The organism is Peptoniphilus stercorisuis (assembly GCF_017874395.1).
GTDB classification, from domain to species: Bacteria; Bacillota; Clostridia; order Tissierellales; family Peptoniphilaceae; genus Anaerosphaera; species Anaerosphaera stercorisuis.
Genome location: NZ_JAGGLJ010000004.1, coordinates 92,288 through 104,475, shown reverse-complemented (window position 1 = coordinate 104,475; position 12,188 = coordinate 92,288). Strand labels below are relative to the sequence as shown.

11 protein-coding genes and 1 other annotated feature are annotated in these 12,188 nt (G+C 26.1%); of the genes, 10 read left to right on the top strand and 1 reads right to left on the bottom strand.

Annotated features, from left to right (window positions below; genetic code table 11):
• The first annotated feature begins 65 nt into the window (after positions 1-65).
• A complete protein-coding gene (locus J2Z71_RS02990) occupies positions 66-503 on the top strand; it encodes a MarR family winged helix-turn-helix transcriptional regulator (protein ID WP_210060377.1) in 438 nt (145 codons plus the stop codon).
• A complete protein-coding gene (locus tag J2Z71_RS02985) occupies positions 500-1,564 on the top strand; it encodes an FUSC family protein (RefSeq protein WP_210060376.1) in 1,065 nt (354 codons plus the stop codon). Before J2Z71_RS02990 ends, J2Z71_RS02985 begins: the two co-directional genes overlap by 4 nt.
• Before the next feature lie 27 nt (positions 1,565-1,591).
• Here J2Z71_RS02985 and J2Z71_RS02980 read toward each other — a convergent pair whose 3' ends face one another.
• Positions 1,592-2,026, bottom strand: a complete 435-nt coding sequence (locus tag J2Z71_RS02980) for a Dps family protein (RefSeq protein ID WP_210060375.1) — start codon at positions 2,024-2,026, stop codon at positions 1,592-1,594.
• A 170-nt stretch (positions 2,027-2,196) separates the two neighbouring features.
• Positions 2,197-2,426, top strand: a binding site (T-box leader).
• Positions 2,427-2,490: 64 nt separating this feature from the next.
• Between J2Z71_RS02980 and J2Z71_RS02975 the strand changes: the two genes are divergently transcribed.
• The 8 genes from J2Z71_RS02975 (at position 2,491) to J2Z71_RS02940 (ending at position 12,122) form a co-directional block, all read left to right on the top strand.
• On the top strand, positions 2,491-3,669 hold the full coding sequence (locus J2Z71_RS02975; RefSeq protein WP_210060374.1) for a hypothetical protein: 1,179 nt from the start codon (positions 2,491-2,493) through the stop codon (positions 3,667-3,669).
• Positions 3,670-3,687: 18 nt separating this feature from the next.
• On the top strand, positions 3,688-4,749 hold the full coding sequence (locus J2Z71_RS02970; protein ID WP_210060373.1) for a branched-chain amino acid aminotransferase: 1,062 nt from the start codon (positions 3,688-3,690) through the stop codon (positions 4,747-4,749).
• Positions 4,750-4,786: 37 nt separating this feature from the next.
• Positions 4,787-5,869 carry an iron-containing alcohol dehydrogenase family protein gene (locus tag J2Z71_RS02965; RefSeq protein WP_210060372.1) on the top strand — a complete coding sequence of 361 codons (1,083 nt, stop codon included), beginning with the start codon at positions 4,787-4,789 and terminating at the stop codon, positions 5,867-5,869.
• A 114-nt stretch (positions 5,870-5,983) separates the two neighbouring features.
• A complete protein-coding gene (locus tag J2Z71_RS02960; RefSeq protein ID WP_210060371.1) occupies positions 5,984-6,292 on the top strand; it encodes a winged helix-turn-helix transcriptional regulator in 309 nt (102 codons plus the stop codon).
• Between the two features lie 139 nt (positions 6,293-6,431).
• Positions 6,432-7,532, top strand: coding sequence for a metallophosphoesterase family protein (locus J2Z71_RS02955; RefSeq protein ID WP_210060370.1), 1,101 nt, complete (start codon positions 6,432-6,434; stop codon positions 7,530-7,532).
• A 2-nt stretch (positions 7,533-7,534) separates the two neighbouring features.
• A complete protein-coding gene (locus J2Z71_RS02950; protein WP_210060369.1) occupies positions 7,535-9,949 on the top strand; it encodes an ATP-binding protein in 2,415 nt (804 codons plus the stop codon).
• Between the two features lie 32 nt (positions 9,950-9,981).
• The gene (locus J2Z71_RS02945; protein WP_210060368.1) at positions 9,982-10,737 is read left to right on the top strand and encodes a sulfite exporter TauE/SafE family protein; all 756 of its coding nucleotides are present in this window, start codon (positions 9,982-9,984) and stop codon (positions 10,735-10,737) included.
• Between the two features lie 164 nt (positions 10,738-10,901).
• The gene (locus tag J2Z71_RS02940) at positions 10,902-12,122 is read left to right on the top strand and encodes an alanine racemase (RefSeq protein WP_210060367.1); all 1,221 of its coding nucleotides are present in this window, start codon (positions 10,902-10,904) and stop codon (positions 12,120-12,122) included.
• The last annotated feature ends 66 nt before the right edge of the window (positions 12,123-12,188 follow it).

Here is a 12,188-nt window from a genome sequence, read left to right as displayed (position 1 = left end):
TGACAATGGAAAAGAAAAATATTAAAATATAGTTATCAATGTAAACTATATTAAGGGGAGAATATATGGATAATGAAAAATTAATTGAAATGTTAAAAAATATGCAAGAATTAAGAATTTTCTGTAATAATATATCTCAAAGAAATATTGAAGGAAAGGTTGTATCTATGCAGGAATTAGACCTATTGTCTAGAGTTAATATGTCAAAAAATATTACATCTTTAGAATTATGTAATAGTATGAATCTTTCAAAACCTGCAGTAAGTAGGCTTATTAATAGACTTATAAAAAAGGGTTTATTAAAAAAAGAAAGATCAGAAGAAGATAAAAGAGTATATTATTTAAAACTTACTAATGAGGGAATTGAAGAAACAAAAAATGTATATTTATATTATTTAGATCCATTATTAAAGATTAAAGATGCTATTGGAGATAATGAATTTGAAAAATTAATAAATTTAATAAAATTAAGTAATTTTAAGAATAAGGAGATGAATAGATGAATTTATACAGTGAACTGCAATTAAGTGCAAAGGGTTCAAAGGATTTAATAAATTTATCAAAGACAAAAAAGGAAAAGTTAAAACATATAAATATTTATGTTTTAAAGGTATTTTTAACTGTTTTATTTTGCACAGTTTTTGTAGGTGTTTTTACAAAAATATTTGGAAATGAAAATGGAGTAGCTGGAGTAGTTATAGTATTATTTTTACTTACTTTTAGGCAAATACATATGGGATATAATATTAATCAAAGTAGATTTTCTATTTTGATATTTTTTATTATATTTTCTATTTTTCCATATTTTGCAAATTTATATGGAGGTATTATAGGACTTTTAATAAATATATTATCTATATTTATACTTTTATTTTTAGGATGTTATAAAGTTGAATTTTATAATCATGCAACTATTGTTTTATCTTATTTATTATTATATGGATCCTTTGTAAAGGGAGATATATATTTAAATAGAGTTGTAGGGCTTTTAATAGGTGGTCTTTGGGTGAGTCTATGTCTATATAGAAATCACAAAGATAAGGAATTAAACAAAAGCATAAAAGATTTAGTACTTGAATTTAAATTAAATATAAAAGAAAATCTATGGAAAATAAAACTTGCAGTCTTAGTTTCAAGCTCAATGTATATTGGAGAAAAACTTGGACTTAATAAGATTATGTGGGTTGGAATAGCAACTATGTCCTTACTTACACCTTTTAGTGAAATGAGAAGAGAAAAGATATTAAATAGATTATTTGGGACTATTTTAGGATCATTATTATTTTATATAATAGTTTTAATTTTGCCGAAACAATTATATCCTTTTATAGGAATATTTGGTGGCTTATTAGTAGGTTTTGCAACAAGTTATAAATATCAAACTGTATTTAATGCTCTAGGTGCATTAAGTCTTGCAATGGCAGTATATGGTAGAGATATTGCAATATTTACTCGTATAATAGACAATATATTTGCTGTAATATTTCTTATTATTTTTTCAACGGTATTTGATTATATAGTTTCTTTAAAGATTGATTTTAATGAGGAAGTAATTAAAATATAAAAAACACCTGCTAAGCAGGTGTTTTATTTATTTCATTATTGAATTTAAAAACCAAATATTTTTACTGTATTCAGATATAAAACCTTCAAACATTGCAACTGTTTCAAAATCATTTTCTTCGTCTGCTAAGTTTCTAATTTCAATTGCTTGATTTTTCATATATTCAAAATCAGATTTAATTATTTTAAGTGCTTCATCAGCTGTGAAATCACGAGCTTGAATTTCTTCTAAATCTGTATTTTCTAAATATTCTTTCATTGTTGAAAGAGGATAGTTTTCTTTCATTTTTAAAAGTTCTGCAACTTCATCTATATTTTCAAAAAATTTGTCGTATATTGTCTCTGTAAAGTTGTGAATTTCCATAAATTTCTTTCCAACTATATTCCAGTGAATATTGTGAAATTTAACATTTAATAGGTTTAAATTAGCTAAATATTTTTGTAATAAATTAATATGTTTCATAAAATCCTCCTTATTTTTTATACTATTTGCTTTCGTTAAATAGATTATATTACGGAAAATAAGTAACAAAAAGAGACAAATATGTTTGTTAATTATTAAGAATATAAAATTTTTAAAAATAATTTTTTAAAAAAGGCTTGCAAAAAAAACTTTACTCTGCTATAGTTTTATAAAACATAAAGAAATGAAGCAGTAGATGATGATGAATCTATAAAGAGAGATACTGGGTGGTGTGAAGTATTTAGATAAAGTCGTTGAACTAGTCATTAAATGGTTATCTTGAAATTAAGTAGGGATAAACGGGAGCTCCCGTTACAGAGCTATTCATTATTGGATCGAGGAGCATCATAAAGATGAAGAAGAGTGGTACCGCGGAAGCTTTCAGCCTTTCGTCTCTTTTGCTATAGGCAATTAAGAGGCGAGAGGCTTTTTTATTGCCTAAAATAAAAAATGGAGGTAAGAAAATGGACAAATCAAAGAAGAAAGCAAAAAACAAAGCAATGTTCTCTGCAATATCAGTAGGTATGGTTTTATTTTCCGCACATGCTGGTGGAGGTTTTGCAACAGGGAATCAAGCAAATACTTATTTTATTAATTTAGGTTGGGCAAGTCTGCTCAGTGTAATTATTGCTATGTTTTTATTAACAATGACAATGCGAGAGGCAATGATAATGTTTAATGATCATGGATTAAGTTCATATAAAGATTTGTTCAAAACATTATTTCACCCCTTTGATAAATTAGTTATATTTTTTGAAATATTTTTTTATATTATGGTAATAATGGCTATTGCAGCGGCAATATCAGGTGCGGCAAGTGCTTTACAAGAATATATACCAGTTAATTATAAATTTTATGTAATTATAGTTGGAATTATAATTTTAGCTTTGACAATGTTTGGAGCTGATTTAGTAAGAAAAGTAAGTACGGTTATGGGAGTAGTTATATTAATTAGTGCAGTAGGAATTTATTTAATAGGTAGTTTTAAAGGAGAAAATATTTTTAATGTTTTTACTGTAGATTTTATGGGATTTGGATATTCAAAAGTTTCAATGGCAATTAAAAATGCCTTTGTATATGCAGGATTTCAATGTGTAACTTTACCGACAATGATTGTTTGTGGGAAAGTTTTAAAAAATAGAGAAGAAGTAAAAGAATCTATGAGATTTTCATTTTTAATAAATACTATAGCTTTAATATTATCAGTAATAATGTTATCTTCATGGAAAAGTTTTTATTTAAATATAGAATCTGGAGTAACTTTACCAACAGTATTAATAATTAAAGAAATTGGACTAAATTTTTTATTTGTAATATATGGAATATGTTTAGTGCTTTGTCTATTATCTACTGGAGTTACAACGACTTTTGGATTTGTAGCAAGATTTGAAAATATAAAAATTTTAGAAAAAATAGAAAGTTCAACTAAAAAAAGAGCTATTGTTGCAGCTTTCATAATATGCCTTTCAATGATTATTTCAATGGTTGGTTTGACAAATATTATTAAATATGGATATGGCTACTGTGGATATTTAGCAATAGCAGTAGTAATAGTTCCATTATTAACAGTTGGAGTTTATAAAAATAGAACATTTGGTAAGGAAAAAGACAACTTAGAGAATTTTATTAATGAAACAGTTTAACTGATAGGAGAGCTAAATATGAATATAAGAATTGAAAGAGCAAAAAACTTAAAAGAAAAACCAGAAGGTGCTTTAGGATTTGGAAAAAACTTTACAGATCATATGTTTGTAATGGACTGGAGTAGAGATAAGGGTTGGTATGATGAAAGGATTATACCCTATGGACCAATGGTAATAGATCCTGTTGCTATGGTATTACATTATGCTCAAGAAACTTTTGAAGGGTTAAAGGCCTATATGGGAAAAGATGATAATGTTTATTTATTTAGACCTGAAATGAATGCTAGAAGATTTGCAAATTCAAATAGACGTATGTGTATGCCAGAGGTGCCAGAGGATATGTTTATAGAAGCAATTTCTGAAATTGTTAAAGTTGAAAAAAGTTGGATTCCAACAGGTGAAGGGGAATCTTTATATATTAGACCTTTTATGTATGCAAATCAAAGTGGTCTTGGAGTAGATGAAGCAGATTCTTATAGATTTATGATTGTATTATGTCCTGTTGGAGCATACTATCCTCAAGGAGTAAATCCAGTAAAAATATATGTAGAAGATGAACTTACAAGAACTACTGTTGGTGGAACTGGTTTTGTAAAATGTGGTGGAAATTATGCAGGAAGTTTGGCAGGTCAAGTAAAGGCACAAAAACTAGGATACACTCAAGTGCTTTGGTTAGATGGAGTACATCGTAAGTATGTTGAAGAAGTAGGATCTATGAATGCAATGTTTTTAGTAAATGATACTGTTATTACAGCTCCAATAGAGGGAACTGTATTAGCAGGTGTTACAAGAGATTCGATAATAAGTTTGCTAAAAAGTTGGGGATATAAAGTTGAAGAAAGAAAAATTGAAATAGATGAATTAATAGAAAAAGGTAAAAGTGGAGAACTAAAAGAAGCCTGGGGAACAGGTACAGCTGCAGTAATTTCTCCTATTGGTGAATTATTCTATAAGGGAGATAAAGTTGAGATTAATGATTTTGAAACTGGAGAATTAACTAAAAAACTTTATGACACATTGACAGGTATTCAATGGGGAAATATAGAAGATAAATACAATTGGAGAAAAATAGTAAAATAGATACTTTAATTAGCATATAGTTGAAAAGAGGGAAAAAATGAAAACAATAAAAATGAGTAACTATAGTGTAGCGAAAAGTGGATATCCAGAACTAGCAAAAATATGTGAAGAGTATAATTATAAAAAAGTTGTAATAATAGGCGGAAAAAAAGCATTAAATGCAGCTTCTAATAAAATAGTAGAAGCATTAAAAGGATCAGATATAGAAATAACTGGAATATTTATTTATGGTACTGAATGTTCTATGACAAATGTAAATAAACTTTTAGATAAAGAAGAAGTCCAAAATGCAGATGTTATTTTTACAGTAGGTAGTGGTAAGGCTCTTGATACAGGAAAAGTCCTTGCAAATATAGCAAATAAAAATACATTTACATTTCCAACAATATGTTCAAATTGTGCAGCAGTTACAGCAATCGCAGTAGTATATAATGATGATAAGAGTTTTTCTCATTATGAAAATGTTCCTGCACCAGCTCATATGTTTGTTGAAACAAGTATAATTGCTGAAGCTCCTACAAAATATATATGGGCAGGAATAGGTGATGGACTAAGTAAACAACCAGAAGTAGAATATGCTACAAAGGGACTAGAATTAAATCATACAGCAAAGACAGGTTTAACATTAAGTAAAAGTTGTGAAGAGTCTTTTATAAAATATGGTGAGCAAGCTGTTGAAGATTGTAAAAATAAAAAAAATACAATAGCAATTGAAGAGATTGCTATGAATATTTTAGTATCAACAGGATATGTTTCAAATTTAACAAATCAACCAGAATATTATTATAATTCTTCCTTAGCCCATATATTTTATAATACTTCAACAAATATACATCGCAAAAAAGAATATTCTCATGGAGAAGTTGTTGCCTTTGGAGTAATGGTCCTTCATGCCTATGCAAAAAATCAAAAGGGCCTTGAAACAATTGCAGCCTTTAATAAAAAAATAGGACTACCAACTACATTAGCAGATATAGATATAATAGAAGATAATCTAATAGAAATGGCAGAAGCTGCTCCAAGTACTACTGAATGGAAAAAAGCGGCATTTCCATTTTCAAAGGAAAAATTTATTCAAGCAATGAAAGATGCAGACAGTTATGGAAGATCAATTGCATAGAATTAAAGATAGGGATATTTTAATATATCTCTATTTTTATATAATTTGCTCAGATAAAGATTTATGATAAAATATAAGTAACAAAAAGAGATGAATTTGTTTGTGGGAGGTTTTATGGAAAATAAAATTGCAAGTGGCTTTGAAGTAGTTCAGGACCTAATAAAACTAAGATGGGTTCCAGAAATTTTAAAGTCAATTAATTTAAACAATCATAGATATAGTGAGATTTCAAATAGTATTCCATTTATGAGCAATACTGAGTTAAATAGAAAGTTATCTATATTATCAGATAGAAATGTAATAGAAAAAAGATTTGATGAAAATGAAGGAACTGCTTATTATCTTAAAGAGTTTGGAGCTGATTTAGTTCATATTTTTTATCATCTAGAAGACTTAGAAAATAAATATTTTGTAAATGCTTAAACCATCTATAATTAGGTGGTTTTTTATTTATTCTATTAGAAAGAAATTTAATCTTTTATTTAATTAATAGATTAAAATTGATTTATTTAATTATGCTATAATTATTATATAAAAGAATTTGTATTTATGGAGGTAAATTATGTCAATTAAAATATTTCACACAGGTGATATACATATTGGTATGAAATTTAATAATTATGGAGATAATGTCAGAGAATTACTAATTGATGCTAGATTTTTATCTCTTGAAAATATGATAAATAAGTCAAATGAATTAGAGTGTAATATTTTTGTAATTGCAGGAGATTTATTTAATGCAATTAATATAAATAAAGGTGATATTAAAAAAGTAGTAGATATTTTAAATAAATTTAATGGAGAGGCAGTTTTAGTTCTTCCTGGAAATCATGATTATGACAATGGAATTAATGATCTATGGAGATATTTTGTAGATATTTCAGGGGATAAAATAATTTTACTTAATGAAAAAAGACCTTATTTATTAGATGATTATGATTTAGATATTGCAATATATCCTGCGCCTTGTCACAATAAGCATTCTAGTGAAAATAGTATTAACTGGATTAAAGAAAATGGTTTAGTAGAAAATAAAAAACATCATATAGGAATAGCTCATGGTGCTTTAGAGGGATTGTCTGCAGATATTGAAGGAAATTATTATTATATGTCAAAAAGAGAACTTGAAGATATTCCTGTGGATTTATGGTTAATAGGTCATACTCATGTGAGATATCCCTATGTAGATGAAATAAAAAACAATCAAATTTATAATGCAGGAACACCTGAGCCAGATGGTATGGACTATAAAGACGAGGGTTCTGCATTTTTTATAGAAGTAGATAATGATAATATATTTGCAAAAAGAATTATAACTGGTAAATATAGATTTATTGATAAAGATTTTGAAATAGACTCAAAGGAAGATCTTGAAAATATAGAAAAATTTGTATTTGAAAATAATCCTGAACATAAAATAATTAGATTAAATTTAAGTGGTAGTTTAAATAAAGATTTATATAACTCTTTAAGTGATTTTTATAGAGAGCTTGAGTCTGGAGTTTTTAGTTTAGCTATTGAAGATTTTAATTTAAAGGAAAAGATTACTAAAGAGACTATAGAAAAAGAATTTACTAGGGGATCTTTTCCCTATGAATTTTTAAATAAACTAATAGATGATGAAGAAGCTCTTCAAATAGCCTATGAGTTAATAAGGAGGTAGAAATGTATATAAAATCCTATGAAGCAGAGAGATTTGCAGGTCTTAAAGATGTAAAGCTTGAATTTAATAAGGGAATAAATGTTATTTTAGGGCCAAATGAATCTGGAAAAAGCACAGTAATTCATGGAATACACTCTACTTTATTTAAAAATATAAAACTTAAAATGAATAATAATAAGGATAAAAATTTCCATTCTTACTTTATGCCAATAAGTGGAGGAGACTCTATTGATGGAAAAGTTGTACTTGAAACCAAAGAGGGAGAATATGAGATTTCCAAAGAGTGGGGAAGTAATGAAAATATAATACTTAAAACTCCAAATAATAAAATTTTAAAAGATGAAAAAACAATTAATAAAGAACTTTTAGATATTTTGTCCTTTGGAGAAAGCACTTATAGTAATATAGTTTTTGCAAAACAAAAAGATTTAAAAGCAGCAATTAATAATATTATAGAAGATAAAGAAACTACAAATGAAATAAGTGATCTTTTAAGAAAAACATTAATGGAGCTTGATGGAGTTTCAATAGATAAAATAGAGGAAAACCTAATGGCTGAAATAGAATATCTCTATAAAAAATGGGATATTGAAAAAAATTACCCTGAAAATAATAAAGGTGTAAATAATCAGTATAAAGTAGGTCTTGGAGAAATTATTAAAAAGTATTATGAAAAAGAAGAATTAAAAGTAAAAATGGAAGAGGCAAATATATCTGAAAAAAACTTTGAAGAAATTTGCCAAGATATAAAAACTTTAAAAGACGATAAGGATAAAGTTGAAAAGGAAAAAGATGAACTTGAATTAATTGAAGAAGATGTAAATAAAAGATCAATTATAGAAAGTGAATTAAATTCTGTAAAAAAAGATTTATATATATTATCAAATGTATATTTAGAGTGGCCAAAGACATCAGAAAGTCTTAAGTTTTTTAATAGAGATTTGGAAAGAGTTAATGAAAGTTTAGCTAAATTAAATAATGAAAAATCTCAAATTGAAAGTATAAATAGAAAAAAATATATAGAAGAGAAATTAGATAAAATAAATTCTATAAAAAGTGAAATAAAAAATACAGAAGAAGAACTATTAAATATAAAGGATATAACAAAAGAAGATTTGGATTTACTAGAAAAATTAAATAGTGATATTTTAACTAAGGAAACTGAAATAAAAGCAGGTAAAATAATAGCTCTTGTAAAAAAATCAAAAAGTGAGAATATATTCATTTCAAAGGATTTTTTAGAAAGTGAAAAAATAAAAGTAGATGAAACTTTTGAAGCAAATGGAATTATAAATATTAATTATAATAATGAATTTGAAATTGAAATTAAAACTGGAGAATTAGATTTTGAAGAATTGTCTAAAAATTATAAAGTACTAGTAGAAGAGTTTAAGGAAAAATTAAAATCTTTAGATATAGATAGTATTTCAGATGCTAGGAAAGATTATGAGTCAAGAAAAAATAAAAAATTAGAGCTTAAATCTTTAGAAGAAAATATAAGTATTTTAATTGGAGAAGAAATATTAGAAGATTTAGAAAAAGAACTTTTTAATTTAAAGGATATAAATACATCTTTAAATATTGATGAAATAAATAAAGAATTAGAAAATTTAAATAATGAAAAAATTGAAATATTATCAAATATTAAAACTTCTGAACAAAATATTGAAAAGTGGACTTCTGAATATAAAAGTGAAGCTAATTTAATAGATTTATTAATAGAAATAAAGTTTACTTATAAAAATAAAAAAGATGAACTAGAAAATTTAAAACCTCTTCCTGAAAGATTTTCATCAACTGATGAGTTTAGAAATAGATTATACTCTTTAAGATCTGCTCTATCAAGAGGTCAGGGAATCTTAGAAAATTTAAATGATAATTACTATAATGCTAAAAATAATTTACTTGATGAAACTTATGAAGAGCTTAAAAAAGCATATTTAGATAGTGAAAAAAGCTTTATTAAACTTTTAAATAAAGGAAAAAAACTTCTTGAAATAAAAGATATATTTTATGAGGTAAAAGAAGATTTAGATAATAATCCAATGGAGCCTTTAGTTAAGGAATTTAAGAGACTGCTTCAGATAATTACAAAAGATAGTTTTATAAATTCAAATATTGATGATGACTTTAATATTGATTTAAAGAAGGAAGATGGAAGTATTCCTTTAGAGCTTCTATCTGCAGGAACTTATGATGCTGTTACACTTGCTCTTAGATTTTCAATTCTAAATTATATTTTTGATGAAAAATATGGCTATGTAGTATTAGATGATTGTCTTGTAGATTTAGATCCAGAAAGAAAAGAAGAATCTGTCAATTTAATTAAGGATTTTGCAAAGTCAAATCAAATAATATTTACAACTTGTGATCCAAATACTGCAAGTATGCTTGGAGGAAATTTAATAGAATTATAATAAACAAAATAGAGATAATAAAGGAGTAAAAAATGACTACATTTATGCAATTTTTAATAGTATGTCCTTTAGTTTTTTTAGCAGGTTTTGTAGATTCAATAGCAGGTGGAGGAGGGCTTATTTCTCTTCCAGCTTATATGCTTGCTGGTTTTCCTGTTCATTTTGCAATAGGAACTAATAAATTAAGCTCTGCTATGGGAACTATTCTTACAACATATAGATTTGCAAAAAAAGGCTTTATAAAATTAAATCATGCAATATTTACAATTATATTTGCTCTTTTAGGATCTTCAATTGGAGCAAAATTAGCACTTTTAACTGATGATAGAATTTTTAAAATATTAATGCTTTTTATTCTTCCAATTACAGCCTTTTATGTTTTTAAAACAAAGGACTTAGAAGGAGGAGGAGATGCTTATTCTGTTAAAAAGACTATATTAATATCTATACCAATATCGTTTTTTGTGGGAATGTATGATGGATTTTATGGTCCTGGAACTGGAACTTTTTTAATACTTCTTCTAACAGGTGTTGCTAAGATGAGTTTAAATTCATCAGCTGGTATTACTAAAGCGATTAATCTTACTACAAATTTAACTGCTCTTACAATATTTTTCCTAAATGGAAAAGTGTTAATTCCTCTAGGATTAGTAGCAGGACTATTTAGTATTCTTGGAAATTATTTAGGGACTAAGGTTTTTATTACAAATGGTTCAAAATCAGTAAGACCAATTATACTTATTGTATTAGCTCTATTTTATATAAAGATAATTAGTGAAGTTTTTTAATATATTAGCTATTAATTCTTTTTAATATATTATTTATTTAATGTGATATAATTTAGTTAATATTGCAGTTTTTTGCATTTTAATAATTTCTTGGGAAAAAAGATGGTTAATTCAAATAACTTTAAAGTCACTTATGTGAACTATAATTAAGGAGAGTATAATTTATGCAAAATAATTTAGATTTACTTAAAGGCCTAATGAGAGAACATGACAATTCATTTTATATTTATAATGAAAAAGTCATAAAAAGACAAGTAGAAACTCTTTACGAAAAATTACCACAATTTGAATTTTTTTATTCTGTAAAGGCAAACCCATTAAAACCAATATTGGAATTTTTAACATCAAAAAACATAGGATCTGATGCAGCATCAGCTGAAGAAGTGCTATTAAGTGTAGAAATGGGACTTTCAAAAGATAAAATTATCTATTCTACACCTGGAAAACAAAAAAAAGATATTGAACAAACAATTGATAAAGCTATAATTGTAGCTGATAGTTATCATGAATTAGAAATTATAAATGAAGTAGCTAAGGAACAAAATAAAAATTTAGAAGTTGGACTTAGAATTAATATGAATTTTAATGGTAAGTCTAGCAGTAAATTTGGAGTAGATGAAGATTCTTTAATTGAAAATAAAGATTTTATAAATAGTCTAGAAAATATTAAAGTATCTGGAATACATGTTCATTTAAGAAGTCAAATTCTTGATTATAAAAGACTTTCTGACTATTATGAAACAGTATTTAAACTTGCAGTATTTTGCAAAGATGAGCTAGATTTTAATATGGACTTTATAGATTTTGGTGGAGGAATTGGAATAGTTTATTCTAAGACAGAAGAAAACCCACTAGATTTTGATAAACTTTCAGTAGAATGCTCTAGAATTGTAGAGAAGTATAATAAAGATTTAAATGCAAGATTAATTATAGAAAGTGGTAGATTTATCATCTGTGAAGCAGGAGAATTTGTAACTAAAATAGTAGATATAAAAGAATCTATGGGTGTTAAATATTTAGTTGCTGAAAAAGGATTAAATGGATTTTTAAGACCATCACTTGCTGAATTTTTAATGAATTACTTAGATTCAGATGTTGAAATACCTTCTTTTGAGCCATTATTTACAAGAAGAGATGCTTTTGAATTTTTAATTCCTGAAGGAGATAATAAAAATCTTGAAGAAGTAGTTCTTGCAGGAAGTTTATGTACATCAACAGATGTTTTAGCAAAAAATATAAATCTTCCAAAGGCTAATATAGGAGACTTAGTTATAGTTACAAATGCAGGTAGCTATGCATATTCACTATCACCAACAAGATTTGCAAATCATAAAGCACCACTTCAAATATATTTAAAAGAAGATGGAAGTACAATAATAGCATAGTATTTATAGAAAATAATATTGTAAAAATAAAAAAACTTTGCTATAATCAAAAACAATAGCATATGC

What these genes read in the sequence shown, in the direction of transcription:
- J2Z71_RS02955 (WP_210060370.1), top strand. Translation starts at nt 6,432, where the DNA reads ATGTCAATTAAAATATTTCACACAGGTGATATACATATTGGTATGAAA.
- J2Z71_RS02950 (WP_210060369.1), top strand. Translation starts at nt 7,535, where the DNA reads ATGTATATAAAATCCTATGAAGCAGAGAGATTTGCAGGTCTTAAAGAT.
- J2Z71_RS02985 (WP_210060376.1), top strand. Translation starts at nt 500, where the DNA reads ATGAATTTATACAGTGAACTGCAATTAAGTGCAAAGGGTTCAAAGGAT.
- J2Z71_RS02945 (WP_210060368.1), top strand. Translation starts at nt 9,982, where the DNA reads ATGACTACATTTATGCAATTTTTAATAGTATGTCCTTTAGTTTTTTTA.
- J2Z71_RS02970 (WP_210060373.1), top strand. Translation starts at nt 3,688, where the DNA reads ATGAATATAAGAATTGAAAGAGCAAAAAACTTAAAAGAAAAACCAGAA.
- J2Z71_RS02965 (WP_210060372.1), top strand. Translation starts at nt 4,787, where the DNA reads ATGAAAACAATAAAAATGAGTAACTATAGTGTAGCGAAAAGTGGATAT.
- J2Z71_RS02960 (WP_210060371.1), top strand. Translation starts at nt 5,984, where the DNA reads ATGGAAAATAAAATTGCAAGTGGCTTTGAAGTAGTTCAGGACCTAATA.
- J2Z71_RS02980 (WP_210060375.1), bottom strand. Translation starts at nt 2,026, where the DNA reads ATGAAACATATTAATTTATTACAAAAATATTTAGCTAATTTAAACCTA.
- J2Z71_RS02940 (WP_210060367.1), top strand. Translation starts at nt 10,902, where the DNA reads ATGCAAAATAATTTAGATTTACTTAAAGGCCTAATGAGAGAACATGAC.
- J2Z71_RS02990 (WP_210060377.1), top strand. Translation starts at nt 66, where the DNA reads ATGGATAATGAAAAATTAATTGAAATGTTAAAAAATATGCAAGAATTA.
- J2Z71_RS02975 (WP_210060374.1), top strand. Translation starts at nt 2,491, where the DNA reads ATGGACAAATCAAAGAAGAAAGCAAAAAACAAAGCAATGTTCTCTGCA.